The 17,851-nt window shown below is 62.6% G+C and carries 14 protein-coding genes and 1 pseudogene; 5 read left to right on the top strand and 10 right to left on the bottom strand.

Translation table 11 applies throughout. The annotated features are described in order from the left end of the window. Window positions 1-92 precede the first annotated feature (92 nt). A complete protein-coding gene (locus NIBR502773_RS26625) occupies window positions 93-2,000 on the bottom strand; it encodes a methyl-accepting chemotaxis protein (RefSeq protein ID WP_373682399.1) in 1,908 nt (635 codons plus the stop codon). A 411-nt stretch (window positions 2,001-2,411) separates the two neighbouring features. Here NIBR502773_RS26625 and NIBR502773_RS26620 point away from each other — a divergent pair, with 411 nt between their 5' ends. From NIBR502773_RS26620 to NIBR502773_RS26605, 4 genes are all read left to right on the top strand, one after another. Further along, window positions 2,412-2,870 (top strand): (2Fe-2S)-binding protein, encoded by a 459-nt coding sequence (locus NIBR502773_RS26620; RefSeq protein ID WP_092488307.1) that lies wholly within the window; start codon window positions 2,412-2,414, stop codon window positions 2,868-2,870. After that, a complete protein-coding gene (locus NIBR502773_RS26615) occupies window positions 2,870-5,101 on the top strand; it encodes a molybdopterin cofactor-binding domain-containing protein (protein WP_141157348.1) in 2,232 nt (743 codons plus the stop codon). The genes NIBR502773_RS26620 and NIBR502773_RS26615 overlap by 1 nt, the downstream gene beginning before the upstream one ends. Before the next feature lie 16 nt (window positions 5,102-5,117). Next, window positions 5,118-6,458, top strand: a complete 1,341-nt coding sequence (locus NIBR502773_RS26610; protein ID WP_141157347.1) for a cytochrome c — start codon at window positions 5,118-5,120, stop codon at window positions 6,456-6,458. Window positions 6,459-6,784: 326 nt separating this feature from the next. Next, window positions 6,785-7,036: a hypothetical protein gene (locus NIBR502773_RS26605; RefSeq protein WP_141157346.1), complete on the top strand. Its 252-nt coding sequence runs from the start codon at window positions 6,785-6,787 to the stop codon at window positions 7,034-7,036. Window positions 7,037-7,110: 74 nt separating this feature from the next. On the opposite strand, the gene NIBR502773_RS26600 is transcribed toward NIBR502773_RS26605, so the two are convergent. The 6 genes and pseudogenes from NIBR502773_RS26600 to pstS all read right to left on the bottom strand — a co-directional run bounded on the left by NIBR502773_RS26600 (window position 7,111) and on the right by pstS (window position 12,289). Next, a complete protein-coding gene (locus tag NIBR502773_RS26600; RefSeq protein WP_373682398.1) occupies window positions 7,111-7,662 on the bottom strand; it encodes a hypothetical protein in 552 nt (183 codons plus the stop codon). Between the two features lie 56 nt (window positions 7,663-7,718). Further along, window positions 7,719-8,417: a hypothetical protein gene (locus NIBR502773_RS26595; RefSeq protein WP_065947980.1), complete on the bottom strand. Its 699-nt coding sequence runs from the start codon at window positions 8,415-8,417 to the stop codon at window positions 7,719-7,721. 55 nt (window positions 8,418-8,472) lie between these two features. Continuing rightward, a complete protein-coding gene (pstB, locus tag NIBR502773_RS26590; RefSeq protein WP_010210300.1) occupies window positions 8,473-9,234 on the bottom strand; it encodes a phosphate ABC transporter ATP-binding protein PstB in 762 nt (253 codons plus the stop codon). 76 nt (window positions 9,235-9,310) lie between these two features. Then, window positions 9,311-10,221, bottom strand: a pseudogene (gene pstA / locus NIBR502773_RS26585) (phosphate ABC transporter permease PstA). After that, a complete protein-coding gene (gene pstC / locus NIBR502773_RS26580) occupies window positions 10,221-11,186 on the bottom strand; it encodes a phosphate ABC transporter permease subunit PstC (protein WP_027603517.1) in 966 nt (321 codons plus the stop codon). Before pstC ends, pstA begins: the two are co-directional and overlap by 1 nt. 74 nt (window positions 11,187-11,260) lie before the next feature. Beyond that, the gene (gene pstS, locus NIBR502773_RS26575) at window positions 11,261-12,289 is read right to left on the bottom strand and encodes a phosphate ABC transporter substrate-binding protein PstS (RefSeq protein ID WP_027603516.1); all 1,029 of its coding nucleotides are present in this window, start codon (window positions 12,287-12,289) and stop codon (window positions 11,261-11,263) included. 188 nt (window positions 12,290-12,477) lie between these two features. Here pstS and ppk2 point away from each other — a divergent pair, with 188 nt between their 5' ends. Beyond that, on the top strand, window positions 12,478-13,395 hold the full coding sequence (gene ppk2, locus NIBR502773_RS26570) for a polyphosphate kinase 2 (RefSeq protein WP_141157343.1): 918 nt from the start codon (window positions 12,478-12,480) through the stop codon (window positions 13,393-13,395). 1,273 nt (window positions 13,396-14,668) lie between these two features. Here ppk2 and NIBR502773_RS26565 read toward each other — a convergent pair. From NIBR502773_RS26565 to kdgD, 3 genes are all read right to left on the bottom strand, one after another. Beyond that, window positions 14,669-16,468: a glycosyl hydrolase family 28 protein gene (locus tag NIBR502773_RS26565; RefSeq protein ID WP_141157342.1), complete on the bottom strand. Its 1,800-nt coding sequence runs from the start codon at window positions 16,466-16,468 to the stop codon at window positions 14,669-14,671. A gap of 41 nt (window positions 16,469-16,509) precedes the next feature. After that, on the bottom strand, window positions 16,510-16,878 hold the full coding sequence (locus tag NIBR502773_RS26560; protein WP_092488313.1) for a 5-carboxymethyl-2-hydroxymuconate Delta-isomerase: 369 nt from the start codon (window positions 16,876-16,878) through the stop codon (window positions 16,510-16,512). Between the two features lie 61 nt (window positions 16,879-16,939). Then, window positions 16,940-17,851, bottom strand: a complete 912-nt coding sequence (kdgD, locus tag NIBR502773_RS26555) for a 5-dehydro-4-deoxyglucarate dehydratase (RefSeq protein WP_141157341.1) — start codon at window positions 17,849-17,851, stop codon at window positions 16,940-16,942.

The following is a 17,851-nucleotide window of genomic DNA, read 5'->3' as shown; positions in this document are numbered from 1 at the left end:
CAACTGTGGCAGGGGGCTTGCTCCCGATAGGAGAGTGTCAGTCACTGTAGAGGTCGACTGACCCACCGCCATCGGAGCAGGCCGCCCTCGCCTCACGCCACCTTGAACCGATTGACCAGCCGCTGCTGGTGCTCGGCCAGGCGCGCCAGTTCCTGGCTGGTGATTGCGGTTTGCTCAGCGCCGGCACTGACCTGGATGACCAGGTCGTTGATCTCGTTGACGTTACGGTTGATGTCTTCTGAAACCGCACTCTGCTCTTCGGCCGCCGAAGCAATCTGCAGGTTGCGATCACTGATACTGGCCACGCCTTCGGCGATCTCCAACAACAATTCACCCGCACGTTCGACCTTGCGCGCGCCGTCCTGGGCCTTGCCCAGAGTCTCCTGCATGGACGAGCTCGCCCGATCCGAACCACTTTGCAGGTTGCTGATCATCTGCTGAATGTTCCCGGTGGACTCCTGGGTCTTCTGCGCAAGTACCCGCACCTCGGACGCCACCACGGCAAATCCGCGCCCATGATCCCCCGCCCGCGCCGCTTCGATGGCCGCGTTCAAGGCCAGCAGGTTGGTTTGCTCGGCAATGCCGCGAATGACGTCGAGCACGGAGGAAATCCCATCGCTTTCCTGCTTGAGTTCGCCAATGATCAGCGCGGTGTCCTCGGCCTGCCCCGAGAGCTGGCGGATCAGGGTGATGGTGCCTTCGATCTCGGCACGTCCTTGGGTGGTGCTGGTATTGACCCGCTGCGACAGTTGCGCCGCATCGTTGGTGCTGTGCGCCACCTCGCGCACGGTGGCGCTCATCTGGTTGATCGCCGTGGCCACCAGTTCAGTGCTTTGGCGCTGTTGCTCGACGCTCTGGCTGGTCTGCATCGTCACCGTGGAAGACTCCTCCGCCGCCGTTGCAACCTGTGCGGTGGCGTTGCCGATTTCCTGCACCACGCCACTGATCTCTTGCGCCATGCGGTTGAGGTTGCGCGAGATCTGACCGAATTCATCCTTGCTCTCATAAGTCGCCCGCGCACTGAGATCGCGCTGTGCCAGGTCATTGAGCACGCGGTTGAGGTCGCGCACCGCCGAATCGATCATGCGGATGATCAGCCAGGACAACACCGCCACCGCCAGCAGGGACACGATCACTGCGCCAACCGTCAGCCACAGGGCGCGGCGGGCGTCATCCCGCTCGTGCATCGCCAGGCTGCTGACACTTTGGCCCAGGGCTTCCTCCACTTGGCTCATCAGGTCAATGCGTTGGGTAGAGGTTTCAAACCAGGCTTCGGGTTTGATCCCCAGCGCCTGCCCCATCGGCACCTCAAACGCCAGGCGCTGCAACTTGGCGACTTCGACGGCGGCCGGTTGCTGCATTTGCGTATCGAACTGCGCCAGCGAGGCCGCGGGTGCTTTGCGTCGGAACGCATCGTAGTAGGCGCCGAACTCGCCCAGGTTGCGGCTGAAGCGCGACAACAGCGCTTCATCGAAATGCCCCTGGGCGAAGACCAGGCCCAGCACCACGCGCTCACGCCCGGCCCGCTCTTTCATTTCGATAAATTGATTCAAGGCCCCCAGGGCGTAGACGATGGTCGCGTTGTTGACGCTCGCTTCCAGGGAATGGGTATAACCGGTCAGCACTTGAATGATCTCGGTATACCGTGCGCCGGATTCGGTGCTGTCGATGCTCAGTTTATCGACCTGCCCACGCATCGCCGGCAACTGGTCCAGGGCCCGCAGAACGTTGTCCAGGTTCGCACCACCGGAAGTGGACAAACCGCGCACCACCTCGACGGCCGCGCTGGAGTCCCTGCGCATCTGCACCATCCGATCGCCCATGGACTTGCCGCCACTGCCGAGGAACACGCCACTGGCACCGCGCTCGCGCTGCAAGGTGGTAATCAATTGGCTCAACTTCTGCGCAGTGGCACTGGCCATCACCGTGGTGTTCATGTCACGCAGCGTTTTGTAGTTGTCCACCACAAACACGCCGGCCAGGGTCAGGAACCCGAGCATGGGCAGCAGCAGAATCAACAACAGTTTCAGACGCAGCGGAGCGTTCTTAAGCATTTCCCTAAAGCCTCATGTCCGTAGATCAGACTGGCGCCTGTCACGCCAAGATAGTGGCGCCATAATATCACCCATGAAAACGGCGCTACCGCTCTCGGACGGCCATCTTGAGCCAATAGGGGGTTGTACTGACCCAGATCAATAAACCCTCACAAACCAATCGGCTGCCGGCCCCTGTGTTGATCGAGCACCTTGCTTGACTGACTCAATCCTCTCGAATACTTGCCTGATCCTCCGAATGTTCGGTTTTTTCATAGATGGCCCTTGTGCCCTGATCTAGAGTTCGACAATGGGCGCCCATCGCCTTTCTTATAAGAAACACGCTATCCCGACCGATGATCAGCAGGTGAGCCAGCCATGGAATTACGCATCAACCAAAAGACCTATCAGGTCGACGCCGACGCCGACACGCCGCTGCTGTGGGTGATCCGCGATGACCTCGGGCTGACCGGCACCAAGTACGGCTGTGGCCTGGCCCAATGCGGCGCCTGCTCGGTGCTGGTGGACGGCAATGTCGTGCGCTCGTGCGTCACGCCGGTGGCCGGGGTGGTCGGGCGTGAGATCACCACCATCGAGGCCATCGAAGCCGATGCAGTCGGCAAGCGGGTGGTCAGTGCCTGGGTCGAACATCAGGTGGCGCAATGCGGTTACTGCCAGTCCGGGCAGGTGGTGGCAGCCACCGCGTTGCTCAAGCACACCCCCGCGCCGACCACTGCGCAAATCGACGCGGCCATGGTCAACCTGTGCCGCTGCGGCACCTACAACGCCATCCATGCCGCCATGCATGACCTGGCCGCCGGGAAGGAGAGCGCCTGATGAACACGCCATCCGTCATCCCCGGCCTCACCCTGGGCGAGCCGATCAACCTGTCGCGTCGACGCTTCCTCGCCAGCACGGCGGTGGGTGCACTGGTCATCGGTTTCGGCCTGCCGCTGGGCTCGGCCCGAGTGCAGGCCGCTGCCGCCGCAGAACGCGGCACTCAGGTACCGGCGTTCCTGGAGATTCGCCCGGACGGTACGGTGCGCCTGCTCAGCCCCTTTATGGAGGGCGGCCAAGGCACCCACACCGCCATGGCGCAGATCGTCGGCGAAGAGCTGGATGCCGACCCCGCCACCTTTATCGTCGAAGCCGCGCCACCCGGTGAGGCCTATGTGGTGATGGAGAACGGCATGCGCATCACCGGCGGCAGCATGTCGGTGCGCATGAGCTACCCGGTCATGCGCCGCCTGGGCGCCCTCGCCCGCGCCATGCTGTTGCAGGCCGGCGCCGAGCAGCTTGGTGTGCCGGTGGCCCAACTGACCACCCAACCCGGCCGCGTGGTGCACGCCGCCTCCGGCCGTTCCCTGGGCTACGGCGAGTTGGCCGGCCGTGCCCTGGACATGCCGGTGCCCGACCCGGCCGGCATCACCCTGCGCGACCCGAGCCAGTTCCGCTGGATCGGCAAACCGGTCAAACGCCTGGATGCCTACGACAAATCCACCGGCAAGGCGCAGTACAGCATCGACATCAAGGTCGACGGTATGCTCCACGCCGCCGTACAACATGCGCCGCGCCTGGGCATGACCGTGGGCAGCCTTCGTAACCAATCCCAGGTCGAAGCCATGAAAGGCGTGCACTCAGTGCATGTGCTGCCCGGTGCGGTAGCCGTGGTGGCCGAACGCTGGTGGCACGCCAAGCGTGCGGTGGAGGCGATCCAGGTCGACTGGCAGGAACCGGCGGCCGACTCAAAGGTGCGCGGCATGCCCGCTGATTTTTCCAGCGACGACTTTCGCGATTTCCTCGCGGCCCAGCAAGGCCCGGCCCGTGACGACGAGAACGAAGGCGATGTGGCCGGCGCGTTGAAAAACGCCAAGACCCAGGTCGAAGCCACCTACCACAACCAGTACCTCAACCATGGGCAACTGGAGCCACCGTCAGCCCTGGCGCGCTTCAACCCCGACGGTTCGTTGGAGATCTGGCTGCCCAACCAGGCGCCCGATCTGTTCCGCGCCGACATCGCCAAGCGCGCCGGGCTCGACCCCGCGCAGGTGACCCTGCACTCGCCGCTGCTGGGCGGTTTTTTCGGCCGGCACTTCCTGTATGACTCGGCCAGCCCCTACCCCCAGGCGATTGCATTGGCCAAGGCGGTGGGCCGTCCGGTCAAGCTGATCTGGAGCCGTGAGGAAGAGTTCTTGCGCGACGTGTTGCGCCCGGTGGCGGTGGTCAAGTTCCGCGCCGCGCTGGACGCCGACGGCCTGCCGGTGGCGATCGAAGCGGTGAGCGCCACCGAAGGCCCTACCGAGGCCATCGCCGGCAAGCAGGGCGAAAAACTCGACCCCACCGCCCTTGAAGGGTTGTCGGGCAAGAGCTACGCCATCCCCAACAAACGCATCGCGCAGATCTACGTCAAGGGCCCGGCCATGCTCGGCTACTGGCGTTCGGTGGGCAATTCGCTGAATGACTTCTTCTACGAAGCGTTCCTTGATGAGCTGGCGGACAAAGGCGGCCGCGATCCCTATGAGCTGCGCCTGCATCTGCTGCGCGACAACCCACGGCTGACCACCTTGCTCAAGGCCGTGGGCGAGTTGTCCGGTGGCTGGAAACGGGGCCCCTACACTGCCGAAGACGGCACTCGGCGCGCCCGTGGCGTGGCCATGGCTTCGCCGTTCGGCTCCCACGCGGCGGTGATCGCCGAAGTGTCGCTTGAAAACGGCCAGGTCAAGGTGCACCACATCTGGGAAGCCATCGACCCCGGCAGCATCGTCAACCCGGCGATTGTGCAAGCCCAGGTCAATGGCGCGGTGGCCTTGGGCTTATCGCAGACATTGCTGGAGGAAGCGGTGTACGTGGACGGTAAGCCACGGGCACGCAACTACGACCTTTACCCGATCCTGCCGCCCTCACGGATGGCGCAGGTGCACGTGAAGATCGTCGAGAGTGGCGAGAAGATGGGCGGCATCGGTGAGCCTCCGCTCCCCGCTGTGGCGCCAGCCGTGGTCAATGCGGTAGCGCAGTTGACCGGCCAGCGTGTTCGCAGCCTGCCATTAAGCCGACACACCTTCAGCTAACCGAGCGAGACCGCCCATGAACAACCGTCGATTCGCAAGAACCGCAGGCTGGCTGGTGCTGCCCTGCCTGGTCGCCGCCGGCCTGCTGGCCTGGTATGTCACCCGCCAGCCCGCCACACCGTTTGAGCAGGAACAGGCCGCCAGCGTCGACCCGGCACAGGTCAGTCGCGGCGAGTATGTCGCCCGCCTCAGTGACTGCGTCGCCTGCCACAGCCTGCCGGGCAAGGCGCCCTTCGCCGGGGGCCTGGAAATGGCCACGCCGCTGGGCGCCATTCACGCCACCAACATCACCCCGGACCGCACCCACGGCATCGGCACCTACAGCCTCGCCGACTTCGACCGTGCAGTGCGCCACGGCGTGGCACCGGGCGGCCGCCGGCTCTACCCGGCGATGCCCTACCCGTCTTACGCCAAGCTCAGCGACGACGATATCCGCGCGATGTATGCGTTCTTCATGCAAAGCGTACAACCGGCCAACGAGCCCAACATCCCCAGCGATATTCCCTGGCCGCTCAATCTGCGCTGGCCCATCGCCTTGTGGAACGGCCTCTTCGCGCCGACCGCCACTTACGCGGCCAAACCCAACCAGGACGCGCTATGGAACCGTGGCGCCTACATCGTCCAAGGCCCTGGCCACTGCGGCAGCTGCCACACGCCGCGCGGCCTGGCATTCAACGAAAAAGCCCTGGACGAATCCGGCAAGCCGTTCCTCGCCGGCGCCCTGCTCGACGGCTGGTACGCTCCGAGCCTGCGCCAGGACCCCAACACCGGCCTGGGGCGCTGGAGCGAGCCGCAGATCGTGCAATTCCTCAAGACCGGGCGCAACGCCCATGCGGTGGTCTACGGTTCGATGACCGAAGCCTTCAACAACTCCACGCAATTCATGGCCGACGACGACCTGGCCGCCATCGCCCGTTACCTCAAGTCACTGCCCGGCGACCCACAGCGTGACGGCACGCCCTGGCAGTACGTAGCCGCCGATACACGCCAGGACGTCCCCGGCGCCCACACCTACGCAACCCGCTGCGCCTCCTGCCATGGCCTTGACGGCAAGGGCCAGCCCGAATGGATGCCACCCCTGGCCGGCGCCACCTCGGCATTGGCCAGGGAAAGCGCCTCGGCGATCAACATCACCCTCAACGGCTCACAGCGGGTAGTCGCCGCCGGCGTACCGGACGCCTACCGCATGCCGGCGTTTCGTGAGCAACTGTCCGATGAGGAAATCGCCCAGGTGCTGACCTACGTGCGCAGCACCTGGGGCAACCACGGGGAGGCGGTCGACGCCAAGGCAGTCGGCAAGCTGCGCGGGCATACCGACCCGGCCAGCAGCAGTCCGATTATTTTGCATATGCGTTAAAAGGGTGCACTGAGGCCTACCCCAACTCCCGCTTGAGTTGTTCAAGGTCCAATGCCCTATCCCTTCGGCAAGAGTGGTTGAAGATGCATTTTCCGTTGCCAACCCCTAACGGACTCAGCGCTCGGCAACTGTTACGGGGGCGCGGAAATAGTGAGGCAGTGCCCCCCGAACTAATTTGAACGAACCCCCACGTTTATCCATCAACATTGAAGGACCTATCAGACACGAGAACGGCTCGTGTCGCTCCTACGCGAGCTACGAACCCGGCGGCCTCGACCAGGCCCCTGCTCTCTTCGCTCGCACATGACGACCTTGGGGTGAAGGCCATGGCAGCGAATATGCGTGACGCGTCGAAACAAGCCGGCTGGGAAATTGAGCTGGCCACAAACACCGAACTCTTCTACGAGGCCGACCGCCTGGAAACACAGGCCTACGCCATCATAGGCAGCAGCCTGGCCGACGCCGGTGACTGGCTGCGCTTTACCGAAGCAAAACAGATAGCCGATGCAAAGCGCACCGAGGCGTATCAGGACCTGATGCGGATTCGGCGCGGCATGGAGGCTGCGCGCTCCGACTGAGGCCGCTCGGGGCGCTGCGGCAAGACAAAAAAAAACCACTCGTTCGAGTGGCTTTTCTGGACTTTCACAGCGCCTCAGGAAGAAAAAACCTCCGCGCGCTGCCGTGTTGTCTTTTTGTACCGGAGCGGCTGCTGCCAGGCCAACTGCGCCTGAACCTGCGCGACCGCATCCAACACCCGCTGCGCCCAGTTTTCGTCTTGAGGGTCCACCACTACCACGCGAAAACCGTGGTCATGGCCTTCACTGCGCACGCCTTCGGAGTCATCCACATGCAGGTCGATGTCGAAGGCCGGGGGGAATTTCGAGGGTGCGTTCAACAGCCCGCGTGCCGTCAGGGCATGGTTGTGCAGCACGCTGTTGACCACGCCGTCGACGCGGATGCCGTAGAGCATCAGCCAGCGGCGGATATACGACGGCGTGCGACCGGACGAGGTGTAGACCCAGATGCTGCAGCCCTGGCGACGTAGCTCGCGGGTCAGGGAGCGCGTGCCGATCCGCAAGGGCTCACCCAGCCAACGGTGCACGCAGGCCGGCAGCCGGCTCGGCTCGACGTCGCAGTGGTGCAGCTGACAGGCCAGGGTGTCGTCGATATCGAAGGAAATACGGACGCGCGGGCGCTGCTGCATCGGCAGGAGGCGCTGGAGGACCCGCCCTGCCCTGGCGAATAGGGGAGAACCACTCATCAATGGCCTCCTTGAAAAACGGGCTGGCGCGGGTCCTTGAGAAAAAACTTGTGCGGATCCGGCGCCTGTTCTTCCAGGAAGGCGGCGTATTTTTTCTTGATCTTGGGCAATTCGTACAACGCCTTGACTCCATGTTTGGCTGAGTTGCGGATCACCGACGAAGGGTTGAAGTAGCCCTCGGCGTTCTCCAGCGTCAGCACGAACGGCGGCAGGCCTGCACGCATCAGCAAATAGCTGACGATCAGCGAACCGCTGCGGTTGTTGCCTTCAATGAACAGCTGCGGCTTGCTGAGGATGCGTACATACACCCCGGCGGCGCGCTTCCAGACTGATTCACTGCGATACGCGCAGTACCAGTTGTACAAGTCCTTGATGCCACCTTCGACATTGTTGAAGAAGTGTTCTTCGGTCGCCGCCAGGTGGTGGGCGTATTCCAGGCGCCGTGCCGGGTCGCTGCCACAGAGCACGGTGGCGTTGATCTCCAGCATCAGGTCCAGCTGCTGCAGGTCGAACAGGTCGACGCCCCGCGCGACATAGTCGTCAATCAGCGCGTAGCCTTCAAGCACGTTGTGCAGCACTTCGTCGGTCAACGGGTCGCGCGGCTCGGTAAAGTCCCGGCTGAGCTCGGCAAAGCGCTGTTGCACCTCACGCAGTGCGCGTTCAATCGCGGGCAAATCAAGGCGTCGTGTTGCAGGCATCGGCATTCCCATAAGCAGTTGAAAATACGGGAGCATCCCAGCTCCCGCAGGGGCATCAGCTGAACTTGCCGCTGATGTAGTCCCCGGTCATTTGTTCACGCGGGTTCTCGAAGATCTGCGCCGTCGGGCCCATCTCCACCAGGTAGCCGGTGCGCGTGCCCTGGGAAATATCCACCGAGAAAAACGCCGTGGTGTCGGCCACACGGATCGCCTGCTGCATGTTGTGGGTCACCAGGGCGATGGTGTAGTCCTTCTTCAACTCGACCATCAATTCCTCGACGCGACGGGTGGCGATCGGGTCCAGCGCCGAGCACGGCTCGTCGAGCAACAGCACTTCCGGCTCGGTGGCGATGGCGCGGGCGATGCACAGGCGTTGCTGCTGGCCACCGGACAGCGACAGGCCGCTGACCTTGAGCTTGTCCTTGACCTCATCCCACAGCGCGGCGCCTTGCAGGGCGTGCTTGACGCGGTCGCCCAGGTCGCCTTTGTAGCGGTTCAGGCGCAGGCCGAAGGCGACGTTGTCGAAGATGCTCATCGAGAACGGGTTCGGCTGCTGGAACACCATGCCGATGTAGCGGCGCACGACCACCGGGTCCACGCCCTTGCCGTAGACGTCCTGGCCGAGGAAGTGCACATGGCCCTCGAAACGGAAGCCCTTGACCAGGTCGTTCATGCGGTTGAGGCTACGCAGCACGGTACTTTTACCGCAGCCGGAAGGGCCGATGAAGCCGGTGATCTTGTTCTTTTCGATCGGCACATGGCTGTCACGCACGGCCATGAAGTTGCCGTAGAAGATCTTGTCCAGCTTGCAGTCCATGACCACAGGCGCCTGGGTGACAAACGGAGCGGCTATTTGCGCAGTTGATACGTTCAAGATTCAGATGCTCCCGTTTTCAATACTTTGGCTTGCCGAAGATACGGCTCACGATATTCACGACCAGCACGATCATTACCAGTACCAGCGACGCCGCCCATGCGAGTTCAAGCTGGTTGTCGAAGGGCATGCCGGAGAAGTTGTAGATCAGCACGGCCAGGGAAGCCGTCGGGTTCATTACCGCCAGGCTGCCGTCGTGGTAGATCCAGTAGTTGCTGAACAGCGCGGTAAACAACAGCGGCGCGGTTTCGCCGGCGGCGCGGGCCACGGCGAGCATCACGCCGGTGAGGATTGCCGGCAGGCCGGTGGGCAGGACGATTTTCCAGATCACCTGGGAGCGGGTGCAACCCATGCCGTAGGCGGCGTCCTTCATGATCTTGGGCACCATGCGCATCGACTCTTCAGCCGTCAGCACCACGATCGGCAGCATCAGCACCGCCAGTGCCACGCCACCAGCCGGGGCCGAGTAGGTGCCGGTGGTCATCACCACCAGGGCGTAGGCAAACACACCGGCCAGAATCGACGGCAGGCCGGTGAGCATCTTCGCGGCAAAACGTGCGGCGTTCGCCAGCTTGCTGTCCGGGCCCAGTTCGGCGAGGAAGATTGCCGCCATGATGCCGACCGGCACGGCGATGGCGGCGGCAATGCCGACCATCACGAAGGTACCGGCCATCGCGTTGCCGAAACCGCCGCCGGTCTCGAAACCGGTGGGTGGCAGCTCGGTGAACACTTCAAGGCTCAGGCGCGCGCCGCCGCGGGTGATGAGCATGTAGAGCACGGAAATCAGCGGTACGCTGGCCAGCAGCGCGCCCGCCCAGACCAGGGTGGTCAACACCAGGCTGCGCAAGGCACGGCCTTCGAACCGGCGCTGGAGGCTGGGCATTGCGCCTGCGGGGACGTCAGGTCGGTTGCAGCAGTGAGGTCAGTCATCACTTATTACCCCGTTGGGCGTACATCATGATCATGGAGCCGAAGATGTTGACGATCAGCGTGATCAACATCAGCACCAGTGCGGCGTACATCAATACTTCGATCTCGTTCGGCCCGGCTTCGGGGAAGTTCAGCGCCAGCAAGGCTGCCAGGGTGTTGGCCGGGGCGAACAGCGACAGCGAGATGTTGTTGGCGTTGCCCACCAGCATGGCCAGGGCCATGGTTTCACCGAGTGCGCGGCCCAGGCCCAAGACCAGGGAACCGAAGATGCCGGTGGCGGCGGACGGTACCATCACCTTGAGAATCGCTTCCCAGTGGGTGGTCCCCATGCCGTAGGCGGCTTGCTTGGTTTTCATCGGCACGGCGGTGAGCGCATCCTGCGACACGGCGGCGATGGTCGGCAAAATCATGATGGCCAGTACCAGCGCCGCCGGGAGCAACCCCGGCCCGCTCAGGGACGTGCCGAAAAAGGGGATCCAGCCAAGTTCAGTGTTCAACCATGCGGTCAACGGCCGGATCGCCGGGATGACCACGTAAATGCCCCAGAGGCCGTAAACGACGCTGGGGATGGCCGCGAGCAGTTCGACGATGGTACGAAACACCGCCGCCAGCTTCGCCGGCAAAAAATCCTGGGTGAGGAAAATCGCCATGCTGACGCCGAAAACACCTGCGATCAGCAACGCGATAAAGGCACTGTAGAGCGTGCCCCAGATGGCCGGCAGAATGCCGTACTTGCCTTGGTTGACATCCCAGACGCTGCCCAGCAGCACGTCAAACCCGTGCTTTTCCATGCCTGGAAGGGCCTTGCGCCCGACTTCGAACACCAGGGCAAACACCAACGCCAGCACCAGAACCACGCCTATTCGTGCAAGCGCACGGAAGGTGCGATCAACCAGGAAATCCTTCGCAGAAGGTGGCTGGCAGGCAGAATCCGGGTTACCCGGTACGACAAACGGTGTGTTCATTGGCTGATTCCGGAACAGGGGGGTAACCCTCCCGGCCGGGCTGACAGCGCCCGCCGAGAGAGGCCTCACAAGCGTTACTGAATGTTGGCGGACGCTTTACGAACCTGATCGACCACCGACTTCGGCAGCGGGATATAGCCCATCGAATCGGCGATTTTCTGCCCTTCGGTCAGGCTGTACTCGACCATTTCACGCATGGCCTTGGCCTTGGCCGGGTTGCCGTTGTCCTTGCGGAAGATCATCCAGGTGTAAGACGTGATCGGGTAGGACTTGGCGCCGTCCGGGTCCGGCAGCCAGGCCACCAGGCTTTCCGGCATTTTCACCGCGGCCAGGGCTTCGGCACCGCTTTCGGCGTTAGGTACGACGTACTTGCCGGCCTTGTTCTGCAGCTGGGCAAAGTCAACCTTGGCCAGCTTGGCGAAGCCGTATTCGATGTAGCCAATCGCGCCTGGGGTCTGGCGTACGGTGGCGGTCACACCATCGTTCTTAGGCGACTTGATGAATTTGTCGCTGGCTGGCCAGTTGACGGTGTTGCCTTCACCCAAGTCCTTCTGGAACTGCGGGTTGATGGCCGCCAAGTGCTTGGTGAATACGGCCGTGGTGCCGCTGGAGTCTGCACGCACGACTACGGTGATCGGCATGTCCGGCAGTTTCAGGCCAGGGTTGGCGGCGACGATCTGCGGATCGTTCCACTTGGTGATCTTGCCCAGGAAGATGTTGGAGTACACATCCCGTGGCAACTTCAGCTCTTTAGGATTGCCCGGCAGGTTGAACGCCAGCACGATTTCGCCTGCGGTCATCGGCAGCAACTGCACGCCTTCGGCGACCTTGGCGATGTCTTCGTCCTTCATGGCCGAGTCACTGGCGGCGAAGTCCACGGTTTTGTTCAGGAAGTCCTGTACACCCGCGCCACTGCCTTTGGACTGGTAGTCAACCGTGACGCCTTCGGTCTTCTTGCTGAAATCCTTGAACCAGGTGAGGTAGATCGGCGCTGGAAAACTGGCGCCAGAACCTGTCAGACGGACGTTCTCGGCAGCAAATACCGAGGTGGCACTTAGAGAAACCGCAACGGCGAGTGCAGCTGACTTCATCAGACGTTTCATTCAGGGAAATCCTTGTGATTACGGGCTCCCGGAACTTTGCAGCAGCTTTGTTACGCTTTTATGAAAATTGGGTGGCAAACCGCTATTTCGTCCCGTCTTTCCGCCACAGCCACGTTTTTCGATGTAATTGGTTGGTAACAAAATGCGACTAAGACTTTGCCATCTCCCCCACGACGAGAGTGCCTCCCATGTCTGCAGTAGACGACGCCTTGATCCAGCGCATCCACCGAGAGCTGCTGGATCACAGTGACGAAGAGCTGGAACTGGAATTGTCCGAAGACGGGCACGACCTCAACGCGCTGTTCGACGAGCACGTCGAGGAAAGCCCCGAGAAGGCCGCGCGCAGGATTTACTTCAGCGAACTGTTCCGCCTGCAAGGTGAACTGGTGAAGCTGCAAAGCTGGGTGGTCAAGACCGGCGCGAAGGTGGTGATCCTGTTCGAGGGGCGCGATGCCGCCGGCAAAGGCGGTGTGATCAAGCGCATTACCCAGCGCCTCAACCCGCGGGTCTGCCGCGTCGCCGCCCTGCCCGCCCCCAACGACCGCGAACAGACGCAGTGGTACTTCCAGCGTTATGTCTCGCACCTGCCGGCCGCGGGTGAAATCGTGCTGTTCGACCGCAGCTGGTACAACCGCGCCGGCGTCGAACAAGTCATGGGCTTTTGCAACGAAGACCAGTACGAAGAGTTCTTCCGCACCGTGCCGGAGTTCGAACGCATGCTCGTGCGCTCCGGCATCCAGTTGATCAAATACTGGTTCTCCATTTCCGACCAGGAACAGCACCTGCGCTTTCTCAGCCGCATTCACGATCCGCTCAAACAGTGGAAACTCAGCCCCATGGACCTGGAGTCGCGCCGGCGCTGGGAGGCGTACACCAAGGCCAAGGAAGTCATGCTCGAGCGCACCCACATCGCCGAAGCGCCATGGTGGGTGGTGCAGGCCGACGACAAAAAGAAAGCCCGCCTCAATTGCATCCACCACCTGCTCGGGCAGATGCCTTATGAGGAAGTGGAACTGCCGGTGATCGAGCTGCCGCAGCGGGTCCGCCAGGAGGACTACTCGCGCAGCCCGACGCCAGCGGAAATCATCGTGCCGCAGGTCTATTAACGCAGGACGCAATAGATTCCCCAGGGGTAGTTAAGAGCGAACACCGTACCTGTGGTGAGCGGGCTTGCCCCGCGCTGGGCTGCACAGCAGCCCCAATAAGAACGCCGCAGTGTGCCAGACAGTTCCGGGGCTGTGTTTTGGGGCTGCTGCGCAGCCCAGCGCGGGGCAAGCCCGCTCACTACGAGGGTCCATTCGCCATAACGTTTGCGCTTACGGTGCCGACTCCACATCCTTGAACACCAGCCCTTGGCTATCATCGTGCCGCAGGTCTATTAACGCAGGACGCAATAGATTCCCCAAGGGTAGTTAAGAGCGAACACCGTACTTGTGGTGAGCGGGCTTGCCCCGCGCTGGGCTGCGTAGCAGCCCCAATAAGAACGCCGCAGTGTGCCAGACAGTTCCGGGGCTGTGTTTTGGGGCTGCTGCGCAGCCCAGCGCGGGGCAAGCCCGCTCACTACAAGGGTCCATTCGCCATAACGTTTGCGCTTACGGTGCCGGCTCCACATCCTTGAACACCAGCCCTTGGCTATCATCGTGCCGCAGGTCTATTAACGCAGGACGCAATAGATTCCCCAGGGGTAGTTAAGAGCGAACACCGTACCTGTGGTGAGCGGGCTTGCCCCGCGCTGGGCTGCGTAGCAGCCCCAATAAGAACGCCGCAGTGTGCCAGACAGTTCCGGGCTGTGTTTTGGGGCTGCTGCGCAGCCCAGCGCGGGGCAAGCCCGCTCACTACAAGGGTCCATTCGCCATAACGTTTGCGCTTACGGTGCCGGCTCCACATCCTTGAACACCAGCCCTTGGCTATCATCGTGCCGCAGGTCTATTAACGCAGGACGCAATAGATTCCCCAGGGGTAGTTAAGAGCGAACACCGTACCTGTGGTGAGCGGGCTTGCCCCGCGCTGGGCTGCGTAGCAGCCCCAATAAGAACGCCGCAGTGTGCCAGACAGTTCCGGGCTGTGTTTTGGGGCTGCTGCGCAGCCCAGCGCGGGGCAAGCCCGCTCACTACAAGGGTCCATTCGCCATAACGTTTGCGCTTACGGTGCCGGCTCCACATCCTGGAACACCAGCCCTTGGCTATCACCCAGGGGTAGTTAAGAGCGAACACCGTAACTGTGGTGAGCGGGCTTGCCCCGCGCTGGGCTGCGTAGCAGCCCCAATAAGAACGCTGCAGTGTGCCAGACAGTTCCGGGGCTGTGTTTTGGGGCTGCTGCGCAGCCCAGCGCGGGGCAAGCCCGCTCACTACAAGGGTCCATTCGCCATAACGTTTGCGCTTACGGTGCCGGCTCCACATCCTTGAACACCAGCCCTTGGCTATCGCTGACTTGCCATGGGTTGGCAGCGCCGGTCTGGCTGAAGACCACGTGGTCGAAGCGTGAGTCTTTCAGTCCATCGATACGCGCCTTGGCCGCGCCGCGAAAGCGCACGCGCTCGAACACCAGGCCCTGATGGTAGGCGTTGTGCGCTGCATCACCCTTGACCTCGATCGCCGCCCCCTGGGCATTCTCGACGCTCACGTCGCTCACCCGGATGTCCTTGAACTGCCCCGCGATGGTTGAGCGCTGATAGTCGAGCTTGGCGTTGGGGTCGTTGTAGTCGAGGGTAAAAATGAACGCTTGCTTGACGGTGTTGCGGATCGCCGAGTCGCGGAATGTGACGTTGCGCGCGCCGCCGCCCATGAAGTTGGTGCTTTTCATACGCAGCCCGGCATCGGTGCCGTCCGACACGTTGTCTTCGGCCAGGATGTTCTGGATCCAGGCGCCGGTGTGGCTGCCGGCGACCACCATGCCATGGCCCTTGCGGAAGTAGTTGTTGAAGATCCACGCGTCTTCCTGCGGCGGCTGGTGCACGGCGTCGGCACCGGTGCCGGCCGCAAAATTCACGCAGTCATCGCCGGTGTCGAAGAAGTTGTTGAACACCATCGCGCCCTTGCTGTTGGCGAACTCGATGCCGTCGCCGTTGTTGGCGTCGTAGGTCGTGTGGGTGGTGTTGGCCAGCACCACGTTTTCGGTCTCCAGGTTCATGATGCCGTGGAACGCCGGGTTCACCACGGTGAAGCCGCCGTAGAAGACGTTCTTCACATTGCGCATGGTAATCAGCGAGGAGCGCATCTGCCCGTAGGCGTCCTTGACGTTCATGCCGCGCGCCACGGCCTGTTCCACCTGCGCCTTGGCGAGGATGCCGTCCCGGGCATAGCGGGTATTGTCGCTGGGCAGGTAGAACGGCAGTGCCTGGCCACGCTCGTCGACGACATCGGCGTTGCGCTTCCAGCCATTGCCGTCGAGGGTGCCCTTGCCGACGATGCGGATGTTTTCGAATGACTGATGCTGGCGTGGATCACGGGGCAACGCGTTGATCAGCGAGGCCGGGCGCACGGTGGTGGAATACGGGTACTGGATGTAGCCGGCCAGCGGGTAATCTTCGGCGCGCTCGGAGCCGAGCAGGGTCGCGCCTTCGGCGATCTCCAGGGTCATGTTGCTCTTGAGGTAGAGCGCGCCGCTTTTGTAGGTGCCTTCAGGCAGCAAGACTTTGCAACCGACGGTGCAGGCATCGATGGCGTTCTGGATCGCCTGGGTATCGAGGTGACTGCCGTCGCCTTTGGCGCCGTATTTTTTCACGTCAAATACCGCCGCAACCGGGGTGGTGCGTTGCAGCACCGGGGCGCTGTCGGCGGACTCCTTGCCGTTGCCGTCCACCGAACGCACGGTGAAACGGTACGCCGTGTCGGGCTTCAGGTCTTGGGCGGTGAAGCTGTGAATGCCGATGCGATGGTGGAAGTTGGCGGTGTCTTGCCGATAAAACTGGTCGATATAGGGTTTGGCCGGTGACACCTGGTCATTATTGGCATTGGCGCTGCCCAGCAGCGTGCCGTTGGCGTAGACCCGGTAATCCTTGATGCCGGCATGCTCGGCAGGTTTTTCCCATACCAGGATGATTTGCCGGTCATCGAAGGCCAGCGTCGGTACCTGCAGGTTTGACGGGGCTTGCAGCGCCCATGACAGCGGGCTGCATCCAACGGCCATCAGGGCCAGTGCGCAACTCACCGAGATGTTTTTCGAGGGTTGATACGGCATGTTGTTCTCCTTGTTTTTGCCGGTGTTCACACCGAGGGGCGCTACCTCTGCCGCCCGGATTCTTCGAGGTATTGGCTGCGATTGACGAAGGTCTCGCGGGGCATTTCGCGTACGTCCATGGACAGCGCATCGACCTGCGGCAGCAGTTCAATCAGGGCACCCAGCGTCGCCGAAGCCAGGCTGCGTTGCTGTTCGGCAGTGCGCCCGGCGAACAGGTACAGGGCGACGTGCACGAAGTCATCTTGAGTACTGCCACAACGGTAATGGGTGAAGCCGTTGAGCCGCACCTTGATGTCGCCGGGCTTGAATACGCCGAAGCTGTCGAGGGCATCGTGTACGGTGGCCAGCAGGGTGTGTTCGCCGATGCGCTGGGCCAAGGCCGCCGGGCAATCGATGATGCAGTGGGGCATGGTCAAACCTCAGGTTGATGAAAGGACAGCGGCGCCACACAGGGCGCCGCAGACTGACAGCTTACTGGGCGCCCAACGCCCTGATCAGCACGTCCAACTGCTCCACTTCTTCAGGCAGCAAGTCGGTCAACGGCGCGCGCACCGGGCCGGCGTCGTGGCCGACCAGGCGTGCACCGGCCTTGACGATACTCACGCCATAGCCTTCGCAGCGGTTGCGGATCGCCAGGTACGGCAGGAAGAAATCATCGATCAAGCGGCCCACGGTGGCGTGGTCGTCGGCGGCCACGGCACGGTAGAAATCCATCGCGGTTTTCGGGATGAAGTTGAACACCGCCGAGGAATACACCGGCACGCCCAGGGCCTTGTAGGCCGCGGCATAGACTTCGGCGGTCGGCAGCCCGCCGAGGTAGGTCAGGCGATCGCCGAGGCGACGACGGATCGACACCATGGATTCGACTTCACCGATGCCGTCCTTGAAACCGATCAGGTTCGGGCAGCGCTCGGCCAGTTGCTCGAGGCTGTCGGCATTGAGACGGCACAGGTTGCGGTTGTACACCACCACGCCGAAATCCACCGAATTGCACACCTGCTCAACGTGGGCCACCAGGCCTTTCTGGCTGGCTTCGGTGAGGTAGTGAGGCATCAGCAGAATACCGGCGGCACCGAGGCGCTCGGCCTCCTGGGCGTAAGCGATGGCCTGACGAGTCGGGCCCCCTGCCCCGGCGAGGATAGGCACCTGGCCTTTGCAGGTGTCCACGGCAGTCTTGATGATCTGCGTGTATTCCTTGGCTTCCAGGGAGAAGAATTCCCCGGTGCCCCCGGCTGCGAACAACGCGCTGGCGCCGTAGGGGGCCAGCCATTCCAGGCGGCGGGCATAGGTGTCGGCACGGAAGTCACCGGCCTCGTCAAAGTCGGTAACCGGGAACGAGAGCAAGCCGGAAGACAGGACTGTTTTTAGTTCTTGTGGCGTCAT

This window comes from Pseudomonas sp. NIBRBAC000502773 (assembly GCF_006517195.1).
Classification (GTDB): Bacteria; Pseudomonadota; Gammaproteobacteria; order Pseudomonadales; family Pseudomonadaceae; genus Aquipseudomonas; species Aquipseudomonas marginalis.
Note: the sequence above shows the minus strand (reverse complement) of the source record. Positions and strands in the feature narration are given on the sequence as shown.